The 24,876-nt window shown below is 57.3% G+C and carries 19 protein-coding genes and 1 riboswitch; of the genes, 6 read left to right on the top strand and 13 right to left on the bottom strand.

What is annotated here, in order from left to right; all coding sequences use genetic code 11:
* Nucleotides 1–7 precede the first annotated feature (7 nt).
* Nucleotides 8–2,359, bottom strand: coding sequence for an LPS assembly protein LptD (gene lptD / locus SK51_RS00735; RefSeq protein ID WP_023305424.1), 2,352 nt, complete (start codon nt 2,357–2,359; stop codon nt 8–10).
* Between the two features lie 239 nt (nt 2,360–2,598).
* Here lptD and djlA point away from each other — a divergent pair, with 239 nt between their 5' ends.
* Nucleotides 2,599–3,414: a co-chaperone DjlA gene (djlA, locus tag SK51_RS00730; RefSeq protein ID WP_023299305.1), complete on the top strand. Its 816-nt coding sequence runs from the start codon at nt 2,599–2,601 to the stop codon at nt 3,412–3,414.
* 31 nt (nt 3,415–3,445) lie between these two features.
* Here djlA and rluA read toward each other — a convergent pair whose 3' ends face one another.
* The 6 genes from rluA to araB form a co-directional block, all read right to left on the bottom strand.
* Entirely contained in the window at nt 3,446–4,105 is a 660-nt protein-coding gene (gene rluA / locus SK51_RS00725; RefSeq protein ID WP_003856412.1) for a bifunctional tRNA pseudouridine(32) synthase/23S rRNA pseudouridine(746) synthase RluA, read from the bottom strand.
* A gap of 12 nt (nt 4,106–4,117) precedes the next feature.
* The gene (gene rapA, locus SK51_RS00720) at nt 4,118–7,024 is read right to left on the bottom strand and encodes an RNA polymerase-associated protein RapA (RefSeq protein WP_023305425.1); all 2,907 of its coding nucleotides are present in this window, start codon (nt 7,022–7,024) and stop codon (nt 4,118–4,120) included.
* Between the two features lie 127 nt (nt 7,025–7,151).
* Nucleotides 7,152–9,509: a DNA polymerase II gene (gene polB, locus SK51_RS00715; protein ID WP_023305426.1), complete on the bottom strand. Its 2,358-nt coding sequence runs from the start codon at nt 9,507–9,509 to the stop codon at nt 7,152–7,154.
* A gap of 156 nt (nt 9,510–9,665) precedes the next feature.
* A complete protein-coding gene (gene araD / locus SK51_RS00710; RefSeq protein ID WP_048206564.1) occupies nt 9,666–10,361 on the bottom strand; it encodes an L-ribulose-5-phosphate 4-epimerase in 696 nt (231 codons plus the stop codon).
* Nucleotides 10,362–10,447: 86 nt separating this feature from the next.
* Nucleotides 10,448–11,950, bottom strand: a complete 1,503-nt coding sequence (araA, locus tag SK51_RS00705; RefSeq protein ID WP_015572656.1) for an L-arabinose isomerase — start codon at nt 11,948–11,950, stop codon at nt 10,448–10,450.
* Nucleotides 11,951–11,960: 10 nt separating this feature from the next.
* A complete protein-coding gene (araB, locus tag SK51_RS00700; RefSeq protein ID WP_023305427.1) occupies nt 11,961–13,670 on the bottom strand; it encodes a ribulokinase in 1,710 nt (569 codons plus the stop codon).
* A gap of 335 nt (nt 13,671–14,005) precedes the next feature.
* Here araB and araC point away from each other — a divergent pair, with 335 nt between their 5' ends.
* Together araC and SK51_RS00690 are read left to right on the top strand one after the other, a co-directional pair.
* Nucleotides 14,006–14,851 carry an arabinose operon transcriptional regulator AraC gene (araC, locus tag SK51_RS00695; protein WP_022647026.1) on the top strand — a complete coding sequence of 282 codons (846 nt, stop codon included), beginning with the start codon at nt 14,006–14,008 and terminating at the stop codon, nt 14,849–14,851.
* Between the two features lie 118 nt (nt 14,852–14,969).
* Nucleotides 14,970–15,737, top strand: a complete 768-nt coding sequence (locus tag SK51_RS00690; protein WP_017383796.1) for a DedA family protein — start codon at nt 14,970–14,972, stop codon at nt 15,735–15,737.
* Nucleotides 15,738–15,780: 43 nt separating this feature from the next.
* Here the strand turns inward: SK51_RS00690 and thiQ are convergent, their stop codons facing one another.
* From thiQ to sgrR, 4 genes are all read right to left on the bottom strand, one after another.
* A complete protein-coding gene (gene thiQ / locus SK51_RS00685) occupies nt 15,781–16,482 on the bottom strand; it encodes a thiamine ABC transporter ATP-binding protein ThiQ (protein WP_032670912.1) in 702 nt (233 codons plus the stop codon).
* Nucleotides 16,466–18,076 carry a thiamine/thiamine pyrophosphate ABC transporter permease ThiP gene (gene thiP, locus SK51_RS00680; RefSeq protein WP_023299312.1) on the bottom strand — a complete coding sequence of 537 codons (1,611 nt, stop codon included), beginning with the start codon at nt 18,074–18,076 and terminating at the stop codon, nt 16,466–16,468. The genes thiQ and thiP overlap by 17 nt, the downstream gene beginning before the upstream one ends.
* The gene (gene thiB / locus SK51_RS00675) at nt 18,052–19,035 is read right to left on the bottom strand and encodes a thiamine ABC transporter substrate binding subunit (protein WP_023299313.1); all 984 of its coding nucleotides are present in this window, start codon (nt 19,033–19,035) and stop codon (nt 18,052–18,054) included. Before thiB ends, thiP begins: the two co-directional genes overlap by 25 nt.
* Before the next feature lie 31 nt (nt 19,036–19,066).
* Nucleotides 19,067–19,167, bottom strand: a riboswitch (TPP riboswitch).
* Between the two features lie 36 nt (nt 19,168–19,203).
* On the bottom strand, nt 19,204–20,859 hold the full coding sequence (gene sgrR / locus SK51_RS00670; protein ID WP_032676689.1) for an HTH-type transcriptional regulator SgrR: 1,656 nt from the start codon (nt 20,857–20,859) through the stop codon (nt 19,204–19,206).
* An 88-nt stretch (nt 20,860–20,947) separates the two neighbouring features.
* Here sgrR and sgrT point away from each other — a divergent pair, with 88 nt between their 5' ends.
* From sgrT to SK51_RS00655, 3 genes are all read left to right on the top strand, one after another.
* Nucleotides 20,948–21,100: a glucose uptake inhibitor SgrT gene (sgrT, locus tag SK51_RS00665; RefSeq protein WP_003856388.1), complete on the top strand. Its 153-nt coding sequence runs from the start codon at nt 20,948–20,950 to the stop codon at nt 21,098–21,100.
* 120 nt (nt 21,101–21,220) lie between these two features.
* Nucleotides 21,221–22,399 carry a sugar efflux transporter gene (locus SK51_RS00660; RefSeq protein WP_023305431.1) on the top strand — a complete coding sequence of 393 codons (1,179 nt, stop codon included), beginning with the start codon at nt 21,221–21,223 and terminating at the stop codon, nt 22,397–22,399.
* Nucleotides 22,400–22,615: 216 nt separating this feature from the next.
* Complete coding sequence (locus SK51_RS00655) at nt 22,616–22,768, top strand: Hok/Gef family protein (protein ID WP_010427008.1); 153 nt, start codon at nt 22,616–22,618, stop codon at nt 22,766–22,768.
* Between the two features lie 90 nt (nt 22,769–22,858).
* Here SK51_RS00655 and leuD read toward each other — a convergent pair whose 3' ends face one another.
* Both leuD and leuC read right to left on the bottom strand, forming a co-directional pair.
* Entirely contained in the window at nt 22,859–23,464 is a 606-nt protein-coding gene (leuD, locus tag SK51_RS00650) for a 3-isopropylmalate dehydratase small subunit (protein WP_023305432.1), read from the bottom strand.
* A gap of 10 nt (nt 23,465–23,474) precedes the next feature.
* A complete protein-coding gene (gene leuC / locus SK51_RS00645; RefSeq protein ID WP_023305433.1) occupies nt 23,475–24,875 on the bottom strand; it encodes a 3-isopropylmalate dehydratase large subunit in 1,401 nt (466 codons plus the stop codon).
* Nucleotide 24,876 lies beyond the last annotated feature (1 nt).

Below are 24,876 nucleotides of genomic sequence, written 5' to 3'. Positions count from 1 at the left end.
AAGCACATTACAATGAACTACGATACGGCAGAATGTTCGAGCGCAGCATCTGCTGCGTGCCCAGACCGTAGTTAGAGCTCAGGCCGCGCAACTCGATATTAAAGCCAATCACGTTATCGTATTTGCCCTGACTGTTTTGCGTATCCCAGCCGTTAAGTTTGCGTTCGTAACCGACACGTATTGCGTAACAGCAGGAGTTATATTGCAGACCCAGCATCTGGTCAGCAGGTTTTTGGGCATTCGTGTCATAGTAGTAGGCTCCGACGACTGACCAACGATCGGCGATCGGCCAGCTCGCGGCGGTACCCACCTGTGAAATACCGTCTTTGTATTGGTCTGTATTCGCATAGTTTGGCAGTGTCGCCTGGATATACTCCGGGCTGGCGTAACGGTACGTCAACTGCAACATGCGATCTTCATCACGACGATATTCGATGGCAGCGCTGCCCGTCGCGATATTGTCCAGTCGTGTATCGTACTGAACACCACCGCGCAGACCCCAACGATCCGTCATACGCCAGTAGGTGTCGCCCGCCCATACCAGTGAGCCCGTTTTGTTGTCTTTCTCCCAGTTAATGTCGTCATCACCGGTACGAGACTCGGTGAAATAGTAGATTTGACCAACAGAAACGTTAAAACGTTCAACGGCAGCATCATCATAAACGCGCGTTGTGACGCCGGTCGTTAACTGGTTAGCAGACGCAATACGGTCAAGGCCGCCGTAGGTACGATCGCGGAACAGGCCGCTGTAGTCTGATTGCAGGAAGGACGAGTCGTAGTTTTGAATTTTGCTCTGATCGCGATAAGGCACGTACAGATACTGCATACGTGGCTCAAGCGTCTGGGTGTATCCATCCGCGAGAAGAGCCATGTCACGTTCGAAAATCAGCTTCCCGTCCATTTTGAACTGCGGAAGCGTACGGTTTACCGACTCTTCAAGATCGGTGCCATAGCGTTTGTTATACCAGTCCAGATTTTTCTGCTGATAGTGGGTGGCCATCAGCTTGGCTTCGGTATTCAGGCTTGCCCAGTCGTTTGACCACGGCAGATTGATCGTCGGCTCGATATGCAGACGCGTTGATTCCGGCATATCCGAGTTGGTGTTGACGAAATGGACCGCCTGAGCGTAAACGTGCGTGTCGAAAGGACCCACATCGTTCTGGTACCAGTTCACGTCCAGCTGCGGCTCTGCACCGTAGGTGCTGTTTGTTTGCGTATCAAACACCTGGAACTGCTTGGTCGACACCGTTGCGTCAAAATTTTCAATGGCGTAGCCCACGCTGAATATCTGCGTGGCGTAACCGTCGGTACTGGACCCGTATTTAGAGTCGAAGTCGTTGAAGTAATACGGATCGCTGACTTTGGTGTAGTCGATGTTGAAGCGCCAAACCTGATCCATTACCCCGGCGTGCTGCCAGTAGTACATCCAGCGGTGCTTATCACCTTCGCTCGGATGTTCGTCCTGGAACACCTTATCTGATGGCAGATAATCAAACTCCATCAGGCCCGCGCCCGCTTTGGTCAGATAGCGGAATTCGTTCTCCCACATGATGTTACCGCGCTTATGGATGTAGTGCGGCGTGATCGTGGCGTCCATGTTGGGCGCAATGTTCCAGTAGTACGGCAGGTAGAACTCAAAGTAGTTCGACGTGCTGTACTTGGCGTTCGGGATCAGGAAGCCTGAACGACGTTTGTCACCCACAGGCAGTTGCAGGTAAGGACTATAGAAAATGGGCACCGGGCCGAGTTTAAAACGGGCGTTCCAGATCTCTGCAACCTGTTCTTCACGGTCGTGGATCACTTCGCTGCCCACAACGCTCCAGGTATTTGACCCTGGCAAACAGGACGTAAACGAGCCGTTTTCGAGAATTGTGTAGCGGTTCTCGCCGCGCTGCTTCATCAGGTCTGCGGTACCGCGCCCCTGACGACCGACCATCTGATAATCACCTTCCCAGACGTTGGTGTCTTTGGTATTCAGATTCGACCAGGCTTTCGGACCTTTCAGGATGACCTGATTGTCGTCATAGTGCACATTACCCAGCGCATCCACCGTACGGACAGGCGCCTGAGCACCTTCCGGCTGCTTCTGGTGCAATTGCACTTCGTCAGCCAGCAGACGGCTGTTTCCCTGGTTAATATCGACATTGCCCGTAAAGGTTGCATTGTCAGGATAATTACCTTTTGCGCTGTCGGCATTAATGGTGACGGGTAAGTCATTCGTATCGCCTTTCACCAGTGGGCGATTGTAACTTGGGACGCCAAGCATACACTGCGAGGCGAGATCGGCTGCGAGCCCCTGTTGGCTGTACAGGGCGGTGCCAATCATTGTGGCCAGAAGGGTGGGGATACGTTTTTTCATACGTTGTATTTTATTGTTCCGTCATCAGTGGCTACGGCTTACAAACGCTCAGAGACTATCTTACTCATCAGCGCAGTACCAGCGTTAATCCTGCCCGTTTGCGCGCCAGAGTGTTAGGCTCGCTATCGAATGACGAGTATGATAATGCAAATTATAGGCGATGTCCCTCAATTGACCGTGGCGCGACCACTGTAATGATGGCGTTGCGTCGGCCAGGAACATGACCATTCGGGGAGTATATGCAGTATTGGGGTAAAATAATCGGCGTTGCGTTCGCAATTATTATGGGTGCCGGATTCTGGGGTGTTGTTCTTGGCCTCATTATCGGCCATATGTTTGATAAAGCACGCAGCCGCAAAATGGCCTGGTTTGCCAACCAGCGCGAGCGCCAGTCACTCTTTTTCTCCACCACCTTCGAGGTGATGGGGCACTTAACCAAATCAAAAGGGCGCGTAACGGAAGCCGATATTCAGGTTGCCAGCGTCTTTATGGATCGCATGAATCTGCACGGCGAATCCCGCGTCGCGGCGCAGAATGCATTCAGGATTGGTAAAGCGGATAACTACCCGCTGCGTGAAAAAATGCGGCAGTTCCGTAGCATCTGCTTCGGGCGCTTTGATTTAATTCGGATGTTTCTGGAAATTCAAATCCAGGCCGCCTTCGCGGATGGCTCTCTGCATCCGAATGAACGGGACGTCCTGTATGTGATTGCTGAAGAGCTGGGCATTTCCCGCATGCAGTTCGATCAGTTCCTGCGCATGATGCAGGGTGGCGCGCACTTTGGCGGCGGTTATCAACAGCAATCGTCCGGTGGCGGCTGGCAGCAGGCGCAGCGTGGCCCTACGCTTGAAGATGCCTGTAATGTCCTCGGCGTGAAGCCCTCTGACGATGTCACGACCATCAAACGCGCCTATCGTAAGCTGATGAGCGAGCACCATCCGGATAAGCTGGTGGCGAAAGGCCTGCCGCCTGAGATGATGGAGATGGCGAAACAGAAAGCGCAGGAAATCCAGAAAGCCTACGAGCTGATTAAAGAGCAGAAAGGTTTTAAATAAAAAAATGGCCCGACAGTGTCGGGCCATTTTTTCAGAAGTCCACCGGGGCTTTGAAAGTCATGGCGTTGCCGAAAGCAGGGTGGGTGATGGTGAGCGTCTGCGCATGCAGTTGCAGGCGCGGCGCTAACGCCAGCGCTTCCGGCGGCGCATAGAATCTGTCACCCAGAATCGGGTGACCCATCGCAAGCATATGCACACGCAGCTGATGGGAGCGCCCGGTAATCGGCTTCAGCAGGACGCGCGCGGTATTATCCGGCGCGTACTCCAGCACTTCATACTCGGTCTGCGCAGCCTTGCCGGTTTCATAACACACCTTCTGCTTTGGCCGGTTCGGCCAGTCGCAAATCAGCGGTAAATCCACCAGCCCTTCCGCCTGCGCCGGATGGCCCCACACGCGGGCGACATACTGCTTCTTCGGCTCGCGCTCGCGGAACTGACGCTTCAGCTCACGTTCTGCCGCCTTATTAAGAGCCACCACAATCACGCCGCTGGTCGCCATATCCAGACGATGGACAGACTCGGCCTGGGGATAATCGCGCTGGATACGCGTCATCACGCTGTCTTTATGCTCTTCCAGACGCCCCGGCACGGACAACAGGCCGCTCGGCTTGTTAACCACCATAATGTGCTCGTCCTGATACAGAATGACCAGCCACGGATCCATCGGGGGATTGTAGGGCTCCATTACCATTTTGCGCTCCGCTTACTGATGCGTCACAACGATAAGACGCAGGGCGTCGAGACGCCATCCGGCCTGATTCAGACTTTCCAGCACCTGCTGGCGGTTGCTCTCAATTGCGGCCAGCTCATCGTCACGAATGTTCGGGTTCACCGCTTTCAACGCTTCCAGACGCGACAGCTCGGCAGAAAGCTTCTCATCGGCTTCGCTGCGCGCCGCATCAATCAGCACTCTGGCCGCTTTTTCGGCCTGGGTTTCACCCAGTTGCAGAATGGCATGCACGTCCTGTTGCACCGCATTCACCAGCTTGCTGCCGGTATGGCGGTTCACCGCGCTCAACTGACGGTTGAAGCTTTCAAACTCCACCTGGCCGGCCAGATTCGTACCGTTTTTATCCAGCAGCAGACGCACCGGCGTTGGCGGGAGGAAGCGGTTAAGCTGAAGCTGTTTCGGCGCCTGCGCTTCCACAACGTAGATCAGCTCCACCAGCAGCGTGCCCACAGGCAAGGCTTTGTTCTTCAACAGGGAAATGGAGCTGCTGCCGGTATCGCCGGAGAGGATCAGATCCAGACCGTTGCGGATCAGCGGGTGCTCCCAGGTAATGAACTGTGCGTCTTCGCGGGACAGCGCCACATCACGCTCAAAGGTGATAGTGCAGCCGTCTTCCGGCAGGCCCGGGAAATCCGGCACCAGCATATGATCGGACGGGGTCAGCACGATCATGTTCTCGCCGCGATCGTCCTGGTTTATACCGACGATGTCGAACAGATTCATGGAGAAGCTGATCAGGCTGGTGTCGTCGTCCTGCTCTTCAATGCTTTCGGCCAGCTGCTGCGCTTTTTCACCGCCGTTGGAGTGGATCTCCAGCAGGCGATCGCGACCCTGCTCCAGCTGCGCTTTCAGTGCGTCGTGCTTCTCACGGCAGGATTTAATCAGCTCATCAAAGCCCTCGCTATTTTCAGGCGCGGCCAGGTAACCGATCAGGTCTGCATGCACCTGATCGTAAATGGTGCGGCCGGTCGGGCAGGTATGTTCAAACGCGTCCAGCCCTTCGTGGTACCAGCGCACCAGCACGGACTGGGCGGTTTTCTCCAGATACGGCACGTGGATCTGAATATCGTGCGCCTGCCCGATACGATCCAGACGGCCGATACGCTGCTCCAGCAGATCCGGGTTAAACGGCAGATCGAACATCACCAGATTGCTGGCGAACTGGAAGTTACGGCCTTCAGAACCGATTTCAGAGCACAGCAGAACCTGCGCGCCGCTGTCCTCTTCACCAAACCAGGCTGCTGCACGATCGCGCTCAACTATGGACATGCCTTCGTGGAACACGGCGGCGCGAATGCCTTCGCGCTCACGCAGAACCTGCTCCAGCTGCAATGCGGTAGCGGCTTTGGCGCAGATCACCAGCACTTTCTGGGAACGGTGAGCGGTGAGGTAGCCCATCAACCACTCCACGCGCGGATCGAAGTTCCACCAGGTGCCGGTGTCGCCTTCGAATTCCTGATAAATCTGCTCCGGGTAGAGCATGTCGCGCGCGCGATCTTCCGCAGATTTACGGGTACCCATAATGCCGGAGACTTTAATCGCCGTCTGGTACTGGGTCGGCAGCGGCAGTTTGATGGTGTGCAGCTCGCGTTTCGGGAAGCCTTTCACGCCGTTACGGGTGTTACGGAACAGCACGCGGCTGGTACCGTGGCGATCCATCAGCATGTCGATCAGCTCTTTACGCGCGGATCCCGCATTATCGCTGTCGCTGTTCGCGGCCTGAAGCAGCGGCTCAATATCCTGCTCGCCAATCAGATCGCTGAGAGTGTTAAGCTCATCATTAGAGAGACGATTACCGGCCAGCAGCAGCGCGACGGCGTCCGCCACCGGGCGGTAGTTTTTCTGCTCTTCAACAAACTGCTCAAAATCGTGGAAACGGTTGGGATCGAGCAGGCGCAGACGGGCGAAGTGGCTCTCAAGACCCAGCTGCTCCGGCGTGGCGGTCAGGAGCAGAACGCCCGGTACGCGCTCGGCAAGCTGCTCAATCGCCATGTATTCACGGCTTGGCGCGTCTTCGCTCCAGACGAGGTGGTGCGCTTCGTCGACGACCATCAGATCCCATTCAGCGTCGCACAGATGCTCCAGGCGCTGCTTGCTGCGGCGCACGAAGTCCAGGGAACAAATGACCAGCTGTTCGGTTTCAAACGGGTTGTCCGCGTCGTGCTGGGCTTCGGCATAGCGCTCATCGTCGAACAGTGAGAAGCGCAGGTTAAAGCGGCGCAGCATTTCAACCAGCCACTGATGTTGCAGCGTTTCTGGAACCACAATCAGCACGCGCTCGGCAGCGCCAGAGAGCAGCTGCTGGTGCAGGATCATGCCTGCTTCGATGGTTTTACCCAGGCCCACTTCGTCAGCCAGCAGCACGCGAGGCGCATGGCGACGGCCCACGTCATGGGCGATATTCAGCTGATGGGGAATAAGGCTGGTACGCTGACCGCGCAGGCCGCTCCACGGCATGCGGTACTGCTCACTCTGGAACTTACGCGCGCGGTAGCGCAGGGAGAAGCGATCCATTCGGTCGATTTGCCCGGCAAACAGACGGTCCTGCGGCTTGCTGAACACCAGTTTGCTGTCGAGCAGCACTTCACGCAGGATGACATTTGTCTCGTCGGTATCAAGACGCGTTCCGATGTAGGCGAGCAGTCCATTCTCTTCTTTTACGTCTTCAACCTTCAGTTGCCAGCCGTCATGGCTGGTCACGGTATCACCCGGATTGAACATTACGCGGGTAACAGGGGAGTCATTGCGAGCGTACAGGCGGTTTTCACCGGTAGCAGGGAAAAGGAGGGTAACCATGCGCGCATCGACGGCAACGACGGTTCCTAATCCAAGTTCGCTTTCTGTATCGCTGATCCAGCGTTGACCAAGTGTAAAAGGCATAGTTGTTCGGCTCTAATCTTTAATTGCAGGCAATAGTTCGACCCCGTCAAAAAAGACGGTCATCGAAAAATGGGTCCGGGAATGGAAAGGGCGCTATGGTACTGGATGGCAACGGTTTCGTCACGCGTCAAAATAGCCCAAGTTGTCCTGTCACTAGTGTAGCAAAGTCGTCGTTGATGAACGGTAAAATTCCCTCCGCAACAGGCTGTAGCTGGCGGGTCAGGTAGTGATCGTAATCGAGCGGAGACTGCTGGTAATCAACGGGTTCTGGTCCGTTCGTTGTCCAGACGTATTTGATCGTTCCCCGGTTCTGATACTGCGGCGCGCGGCCCCGGCGAACGTTCTCTTCATCCGCCAGTCGCGCCGCGCGGACGTGCGGAGGAACATTACGCTGGTACTCCGCCAGCGGGCGGCGCAGGCGCTTGCGATACACCAGCTGCGCGTCAAGTTCGCCTGCCATCAGGCTGGCTATCGTCTCGCGCACGTAGTCCTGATACGGCTCATTGCGGAACACCCGCAGATAAAGGGTTTGCTGAAACTGCTGTGCCAGCGGCGTCCAGTCGGTGCGCACTGTCTCCAGCCCTTTAAACACCATCCGCTGCTTGTCGCCTTCCTGAATCAGTCCGGCGTAGCGCTTCTTGCTGCCCTGGTCGGTCCCGCGAATGGTCGGCATTAAAAAGCGGGCAAAATGGGTTTCAAACTCCAGCTCTAACGCACTGGTTAACCGCTCTTTTTGCAAACTTTCGCGCCACCAGGCGTTCACGAAGGCGACCAGTTCTTTGCCGATTTGCGCGGCGTCGTCTTCTGAACGGGCCGATTTCAGCCAGACAAAGGTGGAATCGGTGTCGCCATAAATAACGTCATAACCCCGGGATTCAATTAACGCTTTGGTCTGGCGCATAATGTCGTGCCCGCGCATGGTGATGGACGACGCCAGACGCGGATCAAAGAAGCGGCAGGCGCTGGTGCCCAGCACCCCGTAAAAGGCGTTCATAATGATTTTCAGCGCCTGTGAGAGCGGCTTGTTGCCGTGGCGTTTTGCCTCGTCGCGGCCGTGCCAGATGTTTCCCACGATCTCAGGCAGGCAGTGTTTTTCGCGCGAGAAGCGTGCCCCGAGAAAACCTTCAGTACTGTGCGCATCGTCTGGCTGCGCCATCCCCTCGACCAGCCCTACCGGATCAATCAGAAATGTGCGGATAATCGACGGGTACAGACTTTTATAATCCAGCACCAGCACCGAATCATACAGCCCGGGCCGTGAATCCATCACGTAACCGCCGGGACTGGCCTGCGGCGGCACGTCACCGAGGTTAGGGGCCACATAGCCCGCCCGGTGCATCCGCGGGAAATAGAGGTGGCTGAAGGCCGCTACCGAGCCGCCGTGCCTGTCGACCGCGAGACCGTTTACCGTTGCGCGTTCCAGCAGGAAGGGCATGATCTCGGTTTTATGGAAAATCTGCGTTACCAGCTCACAGTCTTTCAGGTTATAGGTAGCGAGCGCTGGCTTATCCTCATTAAAGCGCCGGTCGATCTCGTCCATTCGGTCCCAGGGATTGTCGATGGATTTACCTTCACCGAGCAGCGCCTGGGCGACCGCTTCCAGCGAGAAGGAAGAGAAGTTCCAGAAGGCCGATTTCAGCGCCTCGATGCCGTCGATTATCAGGCGACCGTTAGCCTGTGCGAAGAATACGCCGTTCTTAAAACCGTGCTCTCGCCACTCCAGCTCCGTGTTTCCGCGCCCTAACGTCAGGGGAATACGGTACCGCTCGGCATGTTTTTGCAAAACGCGCAGGTCAAACTGCACCACGTTCCAGCCGATCAATACATCCGGGTCGTGCTCGGCAAACCACTGGTTAAGTTTCTCCAGCAGTTGTGGTCGGCTGGTAACGTATTCCAGATGAAAATCCAGCGCGGACGCATCGCCGTTCGGCGGCCCGAGCATATAGACAACCCGCTGCCCACAGCCCTCCAGGCCGATGCAGTACAGTTCACCGTGACGGGTGGTTTCGATATCCAGCGAGACCCACTTCAGCGGCGGGCGATAGTGCGGGTTAGGCTTCAGGCGCGCGTTCACGAGACAACCGTTCTGCTCAGCGCCGTCCACCCAGACGGGGGCGGTGATAAACCGCTCCATCAGAAAACGTTCCGGCGGGCGAATGTCCGCTTCGTAGAGCGTCACGCCCGCTTCGCGGAGCAATTTTTCATAGCGCATCAGCTGGCGATGGGCGCGGCAGTAGAGGCCATAAACCGGCTGGCGGTGGAAGTCTTTTAGCTCAAGAGGCGTGAGGCGCCAGCCGTTTTCACCGCGCAGCAGCTGCTTTACTTTCTCGACGTGGTGTTCAGGGATAAACGCCACGGACTCCTGAGGCGGCAGGGTAACGTGCAGCGGGCCGTTATCCGTCGCCAGCCAGAACGCAACCTCGGTGCCCTGAGGGGTATCCCGCCAGTGTCGGGTCAGTAAAAAGCCTTCTTGCGCCTGTGCCACGCCGCTATCCCACAAAACAAAACCAGGCCTGATTATAGCCTGGTTGAGGGGTGTTTGCTGGGGTTTTATACAGTGCCTGTTTTGCCGGATGGCGCTACGCTTATCCGGCCAACAGGATCCGTAGGCCCGATAAGCGCAGCGCCACCGGACAATGTTTTACTGCCCGTAGTACGCCTTCGCGCCGTGCTTGCGCAGATAATGCTTATCGAGCAGGGTTTGCTGCATATCCGGCAACTGCGGTGCCAGCTGGCGGCAGAAGATCCCCATGTAGGCGACTTCCTCCAGCACGATCGCGTTGTGCACCGCGTCCTCCGCGTTTTTACCCCAGGCAAACGGACCGTGGGAGTGCACCAGCACGCCGGGCATTTGCGCCGCGTCGATACCCTGTTTTTCGAAGGTTTCGACGATCACGTTCCCGGTTTCCCATTCGTACTCACCGCCGATCTCCGCATCGGTCATCAGACGCGTGCAGGGAATGGTGCCGTAAAAGTAGTCCGCGTGGGTGGTGCCGGTGGCCGGAATTGGCTGGCCCGCCTGCGCCCAGATGGTCGCGTGACGCGAATGGGTATGCACAATCCCACCGATGGTCGGGAAGGCCTGATACAGCAGGCGGTGAGTGGGCGTATCGGAGGAGGGCTTTTTATCGCCTTCAACCAATTCACCCGTTTCGATGCTGACCACCACCATATCTTCCGCGGTCATCACCGTGTAATCCACGCCCGAAGGCTTGATCACGAACACGCCTTTTTCCCGGTCAACGGCGCTGACGTTGCCCCAAGTCAGGGTCACCAGGTTATGTTTTGGCAGCGCCAGGTTGGCTTCGAGTACCTGACGTTTGAGATCTTCTAACATTGTCGTCTCCTGCCGGATGACGCTGCGCTTATCCGGCCTACAGAACCGTAGGCCCGGTAAACGAAGTGCCACCGGGCATTCAGGGCTTAGCGTTTTGAACCGTAATAGACTTCGTTCCAGCGCAGCGCGTCTTTAAAGGCTGGCAGACGGGTGTCGTTATCAATCACGGTCAGTTCGATGTCGTGCAGCTCGGCAAACTGACGCATATCGTTCAGGTCAAGCGCGTGGCTGAAGACGGTGTGGTGCGCGCCTCCGGCCAGGATCCAGGCTTCCGACGCGGTTGGCAGGTCAGGCTGCGCTTTCCACAGGGCGTTGGCGACCGGCAGTTTCGGCAGAGAATGCGGAGTTTCCACCGCATCGACGCAGTTCACCAGCAGGCGGAAACGATCGCCGAGGTCGATCAGGCTGGCGTTGATGGCCGGGCCGGTGCGGGTGTTGAAGATCAGACGGGCCGGATCCGCTTTGCCGCCAATGCCGAGGTACTGCACATCGAGGATCGGTTTCTCTTCGACGGCGATAGAGGGACACACTTCCAGCATGTGCGAGCCGAGCACCAGATCGTTGCCGTTCTCGAAGTGGTAGGTGTAGTCCTCCATAAAAGAGGTGCCGCCCTGCAGACCGGTTGACATCACCTTCATGATGCGAAGCAGAGCGGCAGTTTTCCAGTCGCCTTCGCCCGCAAAACCGTAGCCCTGCTGCATCAGACGTTGTACCGCCAGACCCGGGAGCTGTTTCAGGCCGTGGAGATCTTCAAAGGTGGTGGTGAAGGCATGGAAGCCGCCCTGTTCCAGGAAGCGCTTCATGCCCAGTTCAATGCGTGCGGCATCCAGCACGTTCTGGCGCTTGTCACCGTTGACCTGTGCCGCAGGCGTCAGGCGGTAGCTGCTTTCGTACTCGTCCACCAGCGCGTTCACGTCGCCATCGCTGATGTCATTCACCACCTGCACCAGGTCGCCCACCGCCCAGGTATTTACGGAGAAGCCGAACTTGATCTGCGCGGCCACTTTATCACCGTCGGTTACGGCAACTTCACGCATGTTGTCGCCGAAACGCACCACTTTAAGGTGACGGGTATCCTGCTTAGAGACCGCCTGACGCATCCATGAGCCAATGCGTTTTTGTGCCTGGCCGTCCTGCCAGTGGCCGGTCACCACGGCATGCTGTTGACGCATACGCGCGCCGATGAAGCCGAACTCGCGACCGCCGTGCGCGGTCTGATTCAGGTTCATGAAGTCCATGTCGATGCTGTCCCACGGCAGGGAGGCGTTGAACTGAGTGTGGAATTGCAGCAGCGGTTTGTTGAGGATAGCCAGGCCGTTGATCCACATTTTGGCTGGCGAGAAGGTGTGCAGCCACACCACCAGGCCAGCGCATTTGTCATCGTAATTGGCATCGCGGCAAATGTTGGTGATTTCGTCCGGGGTGGTACCCAGCGGCTTCAGCACCAGTTTGCACGGCAGTTTGGCTTCCGCGTTCAGCGCATTCACAACGTGCTCCGCGTGTTTCGTCACCTGCTGCAACGCTTCCGGTCCGTACAAATGCTGGCTGCCAATCACAAACCACACTTCATAATTATTAAAAATGGTCATTATCGTGTCCTTAATGTGTCAGGGTTGCCGTAGTGTCCGCGGTGCTTTTGGCCGGGGCGGCGACAGGGAGATAGTGAAGTTCGGCGCTTTTTGCCCATTGCTGGTAGCGCTGATAAAGCTGTTCAAAGCGTTGTGCCTGCTGAGCCTGCGGCTGAAGCGTACTTTCGACGGCGCTCGCCATATGCTGTTGCGCGGTCGGGATATCCGCATGGACACCTGCGGCCACGGCAGCGAAAATCGCTGCGCCCAGCGCACAGCACTGATCGGAGGCCACAATTTGCAGCGGACGGTTGAGCACGTCGCAGCAGGCCTGCATGATCACCGGGTTTTTACGGGCGATACCGCCCAAAGCCATCACGTTGTTCACGTCAATGCCCTGCCCGGTGAAGCACTCCATAATGGCGCGCGCGCCGAACGCGGTGGCGGCGATCAGGCCGCCAAACAGCGCGGGCGCGTCGGTCGCCAGGTTGAGATCGGTAATCACCCCTTTCAGACGCTGGTTGGCAAACGGCGTACGACGGCCGTTGAACCAGTCCAGCACCACCGGCAGGTGATCGAGAGACGGATTTTTTGCCCAGGCTTCGGTGAGCTGCGGCAGGAGCTGTTTTTTGCTCGCGGTAATCTGGGTTTTCAGTTCAGGATGCGCGGCCGCCAGCTGATCCAGCGGCCAGCCGAGCACCCGGCCAAACCAGGCGTAGATATCGCCAAACGCGGACTGACCCGCTTCGAGGCCGATAAAATCGGGCACCACGCTGCCGTCAACCTGACCGCAGATACCCTTCACTGCGCGGTCGCCAACGCTGGTTTTATCCGCCGTCAGAATGTCGCAGGTGGAGGTGCCAATCACTTTCACCAGCGTGTTAGGCTGCGCACCCGCGCCCACGGCGCCCATATGGCAGTCGAACGCGCCGCCGGAAATGGTCACGTTTTGCGGCAGACCGAGGCGTTTCGCCCACTCTTCGCAGAGCGTGCCGACCGGAATATCGGCGGTGAAGGTGTCGGTAAACAGCGGGTATGTCAGGTTTTTGTTGATGATCGGGTCGAGTTCATCGAAGAACGCTGCCGGAGGCAGACCACCCCAGCTTTCATGCCACAGCGATTTATGCCCGGCGCTGCAACGGCCACGGCGAATAGCCTGCGGACGAGTGGTGCCGGAGAGCAGGGCGGGAACCCAGTCGCACAGCTCAATCCATGACGCCGCTGCCTGTGCGACCGACCCATCCGCGCGGGTAACGTGCAGGATTTTTGCCCAGAACCATTCGCTGGAGTAGATCCCGCCGATGTAGCGCGAGTAGTCGGTTTTGCCCGGCTGGTGGCATAAGCGGGTGATGGCTTCCGCCTCTTCCACGGCGGTATGGTCTTTCCACAGCACAAACATGGCGTTCGGGTTATCGGCAAACTCCGGGCGAAGCGCCAGTACGCGGCCTTCTGCATCAACCGGGGCCGGCGTTGAACCGGTACTGTCGACGCCAATCCCCACGACGTCGGCCCGCTGGGCATCCGTCAGCTCCGCCAGCACGGTTTTGATCGCCGCTTCCATTGATTCAATGTAATCGCGCGGGTGGTGACGGAACTGGTTGTTCGGCGCATCGCAGTAGCGCCCCTCTTGCCAGCGCGGATACCACTCAACGCTGGTTGCTATCTCCCGGCCAGTCGTACAGTCCACTGCCAGCGCGCGAACTGAGTCGCTGCCAAAATCGAGGCCAATTGCAATTGCCATGGTGTTGCTCCATCCAAAACAGGTATGGAAGAACATTAGAGACTGGGGACAAAGATCGTCAGGCAGGATCCGCTAATCTTATGGACTAAATTGCTGTTACGATTGAAAGTGTGACGCCGTGCAAATATTCAATGTGGACATTTCTGCCGTACTTATAGACACTTTTGTTACTGCTTATCCGCCCGTGCTGGCGGAGAAATCAGGGGAAAAGGCTGAAACATGGCGGACGTAAAAGAGGCGTGATGCTTTTTGGATCTTTTCGCGGGCCATTTTTATACTGCTTTTATCGATATGGACAATTGGTTTCCTTCAGGACCCTTGGGAGAACTGAATCTATGGCCGAACCGCAAAACGATCCCCTGCTGCCGGGATACTCATTTAACGCCCATCTGGTGGCGGGGCTGACGCCCATTGAGGCCGAGGGGTATCTCGATTTCTACGTCGATCGACCGCTCGGAATGAAAGGGTATATTCTGAACCTGACCGTTCGCGGGGAAGGGGTGATTAAAAACGGCGATCGGCAGTTTATCTGCCGCCCTGGTGATATGCTGTTGTTCCCGCCGGGGGAGATCCACCACTACGGGCGCCACCCGGATGCCAAAGAGTGGTATCACCAGTGGGTCTATTTCCGTCCGCGCGCCTACTGGCAGGAGTGGCTCTCGTGGCCGGCCATTTTCGCCCATACCGGTTTATATCGCCCGGATGAGGCGCATCTGGCGCAGTTCCGTGAGCTGTTCGCACAAATTATTGAGGCAGGGCAGGCGGGAGGGCGCTACGCCGAACTGCTGGCCATCAACCTGCTTGAACAGGTGCTGCTGCGCCGCATGGAGGCCATCAACGAGTCGCTTAATCCGCCGCTGGACAACCGCGTCCGCGACGCCTGCCAGTACATCAGCGACCACCTTGCCGACAGCCAGTTTGATATTGCCAGCGTCGCCCAGCATGTGTGCCTGTCGCCGTCACGGCTGTCGCATCTGTTCCGCCAGCAGCTTGGCGTGAGCGTGCTCAGCTGGCGCGAGGATCAGCGCATCAGCCAGGCGAAACTGCTGCTCAGCACCACCCGAATGCCTATCGCCACCGTCGGGCGTAACGTCGGCTTTGAAGATCAGCTCTATTTCTCTCGCGTGTTTAAGAAGTGCACCGGTGCCAGCCCGAGCGAATTCCGTGCGGGATGTGAATAATCGGTAAACATTCAGGTGAACTTCAGGCGCATCTTGTAAACTATTCAGACAATTGATGCCTTGACGCGGTGCAGGGCGCTAAGCAGAATCGCTGATTCGTTTTCTGACCGGAATAGTTATGCAGGCATTGCTGGAACATTTTATTACCCAGTCCGTTATGTATTCGCTCATCGCCGTGGCGCTGGTGGCGTTTCTGGAGTCGCTGGCGCTGGTCGGGCTGATCCTGCCCGGCACCGTGATGATGGCGGGGCTTGGGGCGCTTATCGGCAGCGGCGAGGTCAATTTCTGGCAGGCGTGGATGGCCGGTATTATCGGCTGTTTGCTGGGGGACTGGATCTCCTTCTGGCTGGGCTGGCGCTTTAAGAAGCCGCTACACCGCTGGTCGTTCATGAAAAAAAACAAAGCGCTGCTGGATAAAACCGAGCATGCGCTGCACCAGCACAGCATGTTCACCATCCTCGTGGGGCGCTTCGTTGGGCCAACGCGTCCACTGGTGCCGATGGTGGCCGGGATGCTGGATCTGCCCGTCGCGAAGTTTGTGGTGCCGAATATCATCGGCTGCGTCTTCTGGCCGCCGTTCTACTTCCTGCCGGGTATCCTGGCGGGCGCGGCGATTGATATTCCTGACGGTATGCAAAGCGGTGAGTTTAAATGGCTTCTGCTGGGTACGGCGGTGCTGCTGTGGCTGGCGGTTTGGCTCTGCTGGCGCCTGTGGCGCAGCGCGAAAGCGAGCGTCGATCGCCTGACCCGCTATCTCCCGCGCACGCGCCTGCTCTGGCTGGCCCCACTTACGCTCGGCGTGGCGGTGGTAGCGCTGGTGGCGCTGATCCGCCACCCGCTGATGCCGGTGTACGGCGAGATCCTGTTGAAGGTGGTGAGCCGTTAAGGTGTTTTCCCTCTCCCCGTGGGAGAGGGCCAGGGTGAGGGCATCAGACCGCACGAATACCCAACAATGAAGATGCCCCTGCGTTACCACTCAGAAGTTCTTCTGTTTCTCCATCCCACAAAATACTTCCCTCCGCGATCACCACCGATCGCGGCGCGATGCGTGCGGCATCTTCAATGCTGTGCGAAACCATCAGCATCGTCAGTTGCTCGCGCTCGCACACTTCCTCAACCAGCGAGAGCATCTCCTGGCGCAGGGCCGGGTCGAGCGCCGAAAAGGGTTCGTCGAGCAGCAGCAGCGGCTGCTCGCGCACCAGACAGCGTGCCAGCGCCACGCGCTGGCGCTGGCCGCCGGAAAGCTCCCCCGGAAGTCTGTTGATAAACGCAGACAGGCCCATTTGTTCGGCGATCGCCTCCAGCGTCTGACGCTGCGCAGCACTGAGCTTTAACCCCGGATCCATACCCAGCGCGATGTTCTGCCAGACCGTAAGATGATTGAACAGATTGTTTTCCTGAAACAGCATCGACACCGGGCGCTTAGCCGGCGGAGCGTAGGTATACTCGCCATTATCAATGACGATCGACCCGCTGGCTGGCTGCAAAAAACCGGCAATCAGATTGAGCAGGGTACTTTTTCCGGCCCCGCTGGGGCCAAGCACTGCGATTCGCTCTCCCTGACGAACGGAGAGGGTAAAACGCATTGGCAGGTGCTCATAAAGCCAGGTTACATCAGTCAGTTTTAACATCACGCCCCGGAAGTTTTTCGATAACGGTAAATAACGCAAAGCACAGCAGCAACAGGAGCAGCGCCGTGACGGCGCCATCCTGGCTACGATAGGAGCCAATTTGCTGATAAAGCCAGAACGGCAGCGTGCGGAAATCCTCGTTGCCGAAGAGCGCCACTACGCCAAAATCGCCAATCGACAGCACGCAGGCAAACGCCAGCGCCTGGGCGAGCGGACGTTTCAGTGCGCGCAATTCTACCACCTTCAGACGCTGCCAGCCCTGCATGCCCAGCGACTGACACAGCAAGCTGTAGCGGCTGTTGACGTCGCGCATCGGGTTTTCCAGCACCTTGAGCGCGTAAGGGATGGCCATCAGTGCGTTGGTAAAAATGACGATGCCGTCGGCGCTTTCCGGCAGGCCGAGGGTGCTGTTGAACAGTAAAAAGAATCCGGTCGCCAGCACAATGCCCGGCATCGCCAGGATCAGCATACCCGTCAGTTCCAGCGCGTGTCCGGCTTTACGGGCATGACGCGCGTACAGCTCGCGGCTGCTCCAGAGCAGCATCATGGTCAGGATCACGCACAGTAGCCCGGCTGCCAGCGCAATGCGCAAGGAGGTCCACGTCGCTTGCCACAGGACAGGTTGTTGCAGTACCGACAACACATTGCGATTCAGTCCATCAACGATAACGGCCAGCAGCGGGGGCAGCAAAAGCAGGAGTGCCAGTGCGATCAGCATAAAATCCGCGACGCGGCTATACAGGCTGTCCTGCGGATCGCGCCAGCCTGTCATGTTATTGCTTCCTGCGGGGATCGTTTTGCTTAGCCTCTGGCTGAGTAACACCAGTGCCAGACAGCATACCATCTGCACGATCGCCAGCAGCGCGGCGCGGCCCGGATCGTAGTCGTAACTTAAAGCCTGATAGATCGCCAGCTCAATGGTGGTGGCCTGCGGCCCGCCGCCGAGAGAAAGTACGGTCGCGAAGCTGGCGAAGCAGAGCATAAAGATTAGCGCGGCAACCGGGGCAATCTGGCGTCGCAGCCACGGCCATTCGACAAAGCGGAAGAACGACCAGCCGCGCATGCCAAGCTGGGCGGCAATCTGACGCTGCTCACCGGGAATGTTTTCCAGCGCCTGTAAAAAGAGGCGCGTGGCCATCGGCATATTGAAAAAAATATGCGCCAGCAGAATGCCTTTCAGGCCGTATGGCGAGAAGGTCCATTCCAGACCAAGCAGGTTGAAAAGGAATGCCAGCCATCCCTGCCGACCATAGACGCTCAGAATGCCGAACACCGCCACCAGCACGGGCAGGATCAGCGTCATCGCGCACAGCCGCAGCAGGGCAAGCCTGCCGGGGAAACGTCTGCGATAGAGGGCGCGCGCGAGGAAAATGGCCGGGAGCGTCGACAGCAGCGCGGAGAGAAACGCCTGCCAGAAGGAGAAACGGATGACGTGCCAGAGATAGCTGTCGTGCCAGAGGGCAAGCAGATCGCTCTCTGGCGCGTTAAACCACAGCGCAAGGAATGCACCCAGGCTGACGACCACCATCAGTATAGCGGCGAGCAGCCCGGGAACTAACCAGCCGGGGATCAGCGGCTGACGGCGCGTTGCCATTCACTTATCCATGCGGCGCGCTGGGTGGCAACCTGCTGCGGCGTAAATTCCAGGGAGGTTTGCGGTTTGTTCAGCTGCTCAAAACCTGCCGGCAGCGCAACATCAGTGACCGGGTACATCCAGTTTCCTGTCGGAATAGCATTCTGGAATGCCGGTGAAACCATAAACTTCAGGAATTTCTCGGCGAGCTCCGGCTGTTTGCTCGCGGCGGTGCGGGCGGCCACTTCCACCTGCAAATAATGCCCTTCAGCAAAGTTCGCGGCGGCGTAGTTGTCTTTCTTCTCGGCGATAATGTGGTAGGCCGGAGAAGTCGTGTAGCTCAGCACAAGGTCGCTTTCGCCTTTCAGGAACAGGCCGTAGGCTTCGCTCCAGCCTTTGGTGACGGTAACGGTTTTCGCAGCCAGTTTCTGCCACGCCTCAGGCGTTTTGTTGCCATAGACTTTCTGCATCCACAACAGCAGCCCCAGACCCGGCGTGCTGGTGCGCGGATCTTCATAAATCACGCGCCACTTCTGATCGCTTTCGACCAGCTCTTTCAGGCTTTTGGGCGGATTCTTCAGCTTGTTTTTATCGTAGACAAACGCAAAGTAACCGTAATCAAAGGGAACGAAGGTGTCGTTTTTCCAGCCGCCCGGCACGTTGACGGCATCTGCCGCCACGCCGCTTTTGGCGAACAGTCTGGTTTGAGTGGCGGCTTGCAGCAGGTTGTTATCCAGCCCGAGCACCACGTCGGCTTTGCTGTTTTTGCCTTCCATACGCAGCCGGTTAAGCAGAGAGACACCATCTTCCAGTGCCACGAATTTCAGCTCGCAGTTGCAGTCGGCTTCAAAGGCTTTTTTCACCGCCGGGCCGGGGCCCCAGTCGGCGGAGAAGGAGTCGTAGGTGTAGACCGTCAGGACAGGCTTAGCAAAAACAGGCAGCGCAAACAGCGCCAGCAGAGGAAGAACGTTTTTTAACACTTTGCACCTCAGGGTTGAGTGGCAAAGGATTTTGAGAGACAGCCTCAAATCCCTTCGCCGGCGTTATCCGGATCAGGTTCGACGGGTATTATCTCAGCGCACATCAGTGATGCAGCACCCCGTTGAGAACGGCGCTATTGTAATGATTTGGTGAATATTACGAAAGCGTTATGGCTCCGGCGGCGCAAACCACGCGGATTTAAAATCAAACCAGCCCAGGGTATTCATTCGCAGGCCGCGCATGCTGCGCTGACCCTGGATCAGCAGCCAGTGGTGAATCAACGGTACGATCGTCTGCCCGGCCAGCAGCTCCTGACACCAGGCGGCCAGATCCATTTCTCCTGCCCGCCACCGTGCGGCGTCTCGCTGCCAGTCCCGATTGATACAGTGCTGAATCAGGGGCACTTCATACAGGTGAGAGAAGAGCGAAAAATCAAGCGGCAGCGTGAAGTTCGCACTGTTGAGCCAGATATCGCTGATAACGTCTCCACGGTGCCATTCATCATAGTCCACTTCCTGTATCGCCAGCGTCACGCCCTCGGCTGCCAGCAGCTTACTCATGATCCTTGCGATAAACCGGTGTTCAATGTGATCGCGATAGTAGCTGAGGGTGATGGTCTCCAGTCCGGCAGGTTTTTCACTGCGTACTGGCTGCGCATGGTGCCAGCGCGGAAGCAGGCCATAGGCCGGGAACCACCAGGTCTGGTATTGCTCTTCAGCGTGATAAATCAGGTTAGCGGGAGCCAGAATATGGCTGATCCACTTGCGGACGTCGTGATTCGCCCCGCGATGGCTGCGGCTGTCAAAAAGCAGATAGTAGCAACCCTCTTCCAGGCGACTCTCGAACGCCTTTTCGCTGGTTGTTGGCCCTTCCAGCGTCAGGCCTGCGCTCAGCTCTTCGTTGAGATCCGGTAGTACCCAGACGTTGACTTCGTCGATCAGCGCCCTATAGCCAAAGTAATCATCAAAGGCGCGGATCTTCAGCTGATTACTGTTGTTCCGTGAAACGGAGTAGGGGCCCGTACCAATCGGCTGGCTGGAAAAATTGTTCAGGGATCGCCACTCGGCAGGCAGGATCATCGAGGGCACGTAGCCCAGAAGCCACGGAAGCCATTTGTCCGGCTGCGATAGCTCAATATCCAGCGTCCAGGCCGTGGGGGAGTGGATCCGCGCGATATGCGAATAGAGCGGCAGCGTGCGGGCGCGCTCTAAGGAGTCGATAACGTCGCGCATCTCCAGCTCGCGTCCATGGTGGAAATGAATGCCGGGACGTAAAAAGAAGCGCCAGTGCAACGGAGACACCTGTTGCCAGTGATGGGCAATATCCGCTTCCAGTTCCCCGTTTTCCTCATTTATCCGCGTCAGGCCGCTAAAAATCTGCCGGGCCATGTGGGTTTCAGAGCGACGTAACGCCGTACCGGGCAACAGATTTTTCATTGGGCGATAGTAAAGCACTCGCAGAATGTGGCGTCCCTGACGAAAGCTGCGTCCCAGATGCGAGACCAGCATCTGGCGCACGGCGGCTTTGTCGCCCACCAGCTGGACCAGCTGATCGATGCGGTCTTGCTCCAGCAGATCCTCCGCCCGCTGTTGCTGCAACGCCAGGCCGGTATAGAGGAAAGTCAGGCGCGAGCGCTTACCGCGTCCGGCTTCGGCCTCCCAGTTTAGCCAGCCCTGCTGCTGCATGGTGTTAAGGAGGGTACGCATATGACGCCGGGAGCAGTTGAGGAGCTCAGCCAGCTCGTTCAGCGTGGTCTCCTGCGATTGCCCCTCGCAGCACTGCCAGAGGCGGATAAATTGTTGTTGCAGACGACCAGAAGGCATAAAAGAGGAACTCCTGACAAAAAATCAGCAATTTATTAATCCCTATATTAAGCCAATAATCCTTATCGATGAAGCGAGGAGGTAAATTATGAAGAGGTCTACCGCACGTCAGTTTTATCAGCACTATTTTTCAGCGACAAAGGGAGTGTCCTGGCTGGCCCGCCAGTGCGCAGAGCAGCGGCTGAGAATACTGGAAGATCTGATGCAGTGGGACGTTACGAAACCGACCTCTTCTCGCTAACTCGCCTCGATCATGTGTGACTGAGTATTGGTGCTAATCACCCGCCAGCAAAATGTTTTTGCTGGCTTTTTTCGTTTACTATTTCACCCAATTTCGATTCGCTTTCATAAGGACTTGCGCATGCTCTGGTTGATGACGATGGGGCGACGCCTGAACGGCGTGTACGCCGCTTTTATGCTGGTGGCCTTCATGATGGGCGTGGCCGGTGCGCTACAGGCGCCGACGCTGAGCCTGTTTCTCAGTCGTGAGGTTGGGGCGCAGCCATTTTGGGTAGGCCTGTTCTACACCGTCAACGCCATTGCCGGGATCCTCGTCAGCCTGTGGCTGGCGAAACGATCCGACAGCCAGGGCGATCGCCGCAAGCTGATCCTCTTTTGTTGCGCCATGGCCGTGGGCAACGCGTTGCTGTTTGCCTTTAATCGTCACTACCTGACGCTTATCACCTGTGGCGTGCTGTTGGCCTCTCTGGCGAACACCGCCATGCCGCAGCTCTTCGCCCTGGCCCGGGAGTACGCCGACAACTCGGCGCGGGAAGTGGTGATGTTCAGCTCGGTGATGCGTGCGCAGCTCTCTCTCGCATGGGTCATCGGCCCCCCGCTGGCGTTCATGCTGGCCCTGAACTACGGTTTCACCATCATGTTCACCATCGCCGCGGGAATTTTTGCCATCAGCCTGGCGCTGATAGCCTTTGTGCTGCCATCGGTGGCGCGCGTAGAGCAGGTGACGGACAAGCCCATCACCCAGGTAAGCGGCTGGCAGGATAAAAACGTCCGCATGTTGTTTATCGCCTCCACGCTGATGTGGACCTGCAACACCATGTACATTATCGATATGCCGCTGTGGATCAGCAGCGATCTGGGACTGTCCGACAAGCTCGCGGGGATCCTGATGGGCACCGCTGCCGGGCTGGAGATCCCGGCGATGATTCTGGCGGGTTACTACGTAAAACGTTTCGGAAAGCGTCGGATGATGGTCGTCGCCGTGGCGGCTGGGGTGGTGTTCTACGCGGGGTTAATCCTTTTCCATTCGCGGGAAGCTTTGCTGGCGTTACAGCTATTTAACGCGGTATTTATCGGAATCGTTGCCGGGATCGGCATGCTCTGGTTCCAGGATTTAATGCCGGGGCGAGCAGGCTCCGCGACCACGCTGTTTACTAACAGTATCTCTACCGGCGTGATTCTGGCAGGGGTGATTCAGGGGGCGCTGTCGCAAAGCTATGGACATGCATCCGTGTACTGGGTGATCGCAGCGATTTCGGTCATCACGCTTGTATTAACGTGCCGGGTTAAAGACGTTTGATTCTGGAAGGCGGCTTCACGAAATGAAACGATTTTCTGACAGGAGCAGAGAAGGCGCATAGAGTGCGTGACGGGTGCTTGAGGCTGTTTGCCTCAGGCTTTCTCAAGAGGCAAACAGTGGAGAGTCCCACATCAAAAAACTGATGGGGAGACAAACTTCACAACCAACATTGCGAGGTTAGTCTCTTCATTGCCGAAAAGCAATAAGGAGGCTGGAATGCCAAAACGTACTCTGCTGTTAGGTTTGTTTCTGATCTGTACGACGTTGTTGATCTTCACCTGGATGGTGCGTGACTCGCTGTGTGAGCTGCACTTCAGACAGGAGAAAACAGAGCTGGCGGCAGTGTTGGCTTACGAAGCAAAACGTTAGCGGTATTGGCGGGGTTTTTCCCCGCCTCTCCAGAGTGGTTACGCCTCAACGCACCCTTATCAATGGCCCGCGCCCTGCGGGCCATTGCCTTTAGCCCATAAACGCAGGCTGTTTTTTCTCGTAGGTGGAGATAGCCTCTTCGTGTTGCAGCGTCAGGCCAATGCTATCCAGACCGTTCAGCATGCAGTGGCGACGGAACGCATCAATGCTGAAGCTGTAGGACTTGTCACCGGCTTTCACCACTTCTGCTTCCAGATCCACTTCAAACGACATCCCCGGATTTGCCTGCACCAGCGCAAACAGTTCATCGACCTGTTCGTCACTCAGCGTCACCGGCAGCAGCTGGTTGTTGAAGCTGTTGCCGTAGAAGATATCCGCGAAGCTTGGGGCGATAACCACTTTAAAACCGTAGTCGGTCAATGCCCATGGCGCGTGTTCACGCGACGATCCGCAGCCAAAGTTTTCCCGCGCCAGCAAAATGGAGGCGCCTTTGTATTCCTGAAAGTTCAGGACGAATTCCGGGTTCGGCACTTCGCCTTTATCGTCGAGGAAGCGCCAGTCGTTGAACAGATGCGCCCCAAAACCCGTGCGCGTCACTTTCTGCAAAAACTGTTTAGGAATGATCGCGTCAGTATCGACGTTAGCGGCGTCCAGCGGGACAACACGGCCCGTATGTTGGGTAAATTTCTCTGCCATGATTGTCTCCTTATTTCAGGCTGCGAATATCGGCGAAATGACCGGTGACTGCCGCAGCGGCGGCCATTGCCGGGCTGACCAGGTGGGTGCGCCCACCGCGGCCCTGACGGCCTTCAAAGTTACGGTTGCTGGTGGAGGCACAGCGCTCGCCCGGATTAAGGCGGTCGTTGTTCATCGCCAGACACATGGAGCAGCCGGGCAGGCGCCACTCGAAGCCTGCTTCGGTAAAGATCTTATCCAGACCTTCCGCTTCCGCCTGGGCTTTCACCGGACCGGAGCCCGGCACAACCAGCGCCTGCACGCCCGGTGCCACTTTGCGGCCTTTTGCAATTTCTGCCGCAGCGCGTAAATCTTCGATACGGGAGTTAGTGCAGGAGCCGATGAACACTTTATCAATGCTCACGTCGGTCAGCGGTACGCCGGGTTTCAACCCCATGTAAGCCAGCGCCTTTTCCGCACTCGCGCGCTCGACCGGATCGGCGAAGGAAGCCGGGTCAGGAATGCTGTCGTTGACGGAAATGACCTGGCCCGGGTTGGTGCCCCAGGTGACTTGCGGGGCGATCTCTTCCGCCTGCAACGTCACAACGGTATCAAAAATTGCCCCCTCGTCCGTTTTCAGGGTTTTCCAGTACGCTACCGCGTCGTCAAAATTCTGTCCTTTCGGCGCATGAAGACGCCCCTTCACATAGTTGAAGGTGGTGTCGTCTGGGGCCACCAGGCCTGCTTTGGCACCCATCTCAATGGCCATGTTGCACAGGGTCATACGACCTTCCATGCTCAGCGCCTGGATAGCGTCGCCGCAGAACTCAACGACGTGACCGGTACCGCCTGCACTGCCGGTTTTGCCGATAATCGCCAGCACGATATCTTTCGCGGTGATACCCGGCGCGGCTTTCCCCTTCACTTCAATCTTCATGGTTTTGGCGCGGCCCTGCTTCAGGGTCTGCGTCGCCAGAACGTGTTCCACTTCAGAGGTGCCAATCCCGAACGCCAGGGCGCCAAATGCGCCGTGCGTCGCGGTGTGGGAGTCGCCGCAGACAATGGTCATGCCCGGCAGGGTAATACCCTGTTCAGGCCCCATTACGTGGACGATGCCCTGATAGGGGTGGTTCAGATCGTACAGCTCCACGCCAAACTCGTTACAGTTCTTAATCAGCTCCTGCATCTGGATACGCGCCATCTCGCCAGATGCATTAATGTCTTTGGTCTGGGTGGAAACGTTGTGATCCATCGTGGCAAAGGTTTTACCCGGCTGACGCACCGGGCGCTTGTGCGCACGCAGGCCGTCAAATGCCTGAGGAGACGTCACTTCGTGTACCAGATGACGGTCGATGTACAACAGTGGGGTTTCGTCTGGCGTCTCGTAAACAACGTGCGCATCAAACAACTTCTCATATAACGTCTTAGCCATG

This window comes from Enterobacter sp. MGH85 (assembly GCF_001037655.1).
GTDB lineage: Bacteria > Pseudomonadota > Gammaproteobacteria > Enterobacterales > Enterobacteriaceae > Enterobacter > Enterobacter intestinihominis.
This window is presented reverse-complemented; position numbering and strand designations above follow the sequence as displayed.

Coding starts and splice junctions, on each gene's coding strand:
- leuC (WP_023305433.1), bottom strand. CDS start 24,875: ATGGCTAAGACGTTATATGAGAAGTTGTTTGATGCGCACGTTGTTTAC.
- leuD (WP_023305432.1), bottom strand. CDS start 23,464: ATGGCAGAGAAATTTACCCAACATACGGGCCGTGTTGTCCCGCTGGAC.
- SK51_RS00660 (WP_023305431.1), top strand. CDS start 21,221: ATGCTCTGGTTGATGACGATGGGGCGACGCCTGAACGGCGTGTACGCC.
- sgrT (WP_003856388.1), top strand. CDS start 20,948: ATGAAGAGGTCTACCGCACGTCAGTTTTATCAGCACTATTTTTCAGCG.
- araD (WP_048206564.1), bottom strand. CDS start 10,361: ATGTTAGAAGATCTCAAACGTCAGGTACTCGAAGCCAACCTGGCGCTG.
- thiP (WP_023299312.1), bottom strand. CDS start 18,076: ATGGCAACGCGCCGTCAGCCGCTGATCCCCGGCTGGTTAGTTCCCGGG.
- SK51_RS00655 (WP_010427008.1), top strand. CDS start 22,616: ATGCCAAAACGTACTCTGCTGTTAGGTTTGTTTCTGATCTGTACGACG.
- araB (WP_023305427.1), bottom strand. CDS start 13,670: ATGGCAATTGCAATTGGCCTCGATTTTGGCAGCGACTCAGTTCGCGCG.
- lptD (WP_023305424.1), bottom strand. CDS start 2,359: ATGAAAAAACGTATCCCCACCCTTCTGGCCACAATGATTGGCACCGCC.
- SK51_RS00690 (WP_017383796.1), top strand. CDS start 14,970: ATGCAGGCATTGCTGGAACATTTTATTACCCAGTCCGTTATGTATTCG.
- araC (WP_022647026.1), top strand. CDS start 14,006: ATGGCCGAACCGCAAAACGATCCCCTGCTGCCGGGATACTCATTTAAC.
- thiQ (WP_032670912.1), bottom strand. CDS start 16,482: ATGTTAAAACTGACTGATGTAACCTGGCTTTATGAGCACCTGCCAATG.
- araA (WP_015572656.1), bottom strand. CDS start 11,950: ATGACCATTTTTAATAATTATGAAGTGTGGTTTGTGATTGGCAGCCAG.
- rluA (WP_003856412.1), bottom strand. CDS start 4,105: ATGGTAATGGAGCCCTACAATCCCCCGATGGATCCGTGGCTGGTCATT.
- rapA (WP_023305425.1), bottom strand. CDS start 7,024: ATGCCTTTTACACTTGGTCAACGCTGGATCAGCGATACAGAAAGCGAA.
- sgrR (WP_032676689.1), bottom strand. CDS start 20,859: ATGCCTTCTGGTCGTCTGCAACAACAATTTATCCGCCTCTGGCAGTGC.
- djlA (WP_023299305.1), top strand. CDS start 2,599: ATGCAGTATTGGGGTAAAATAATCGGCGTTGCGTTCGCAATTATTATG.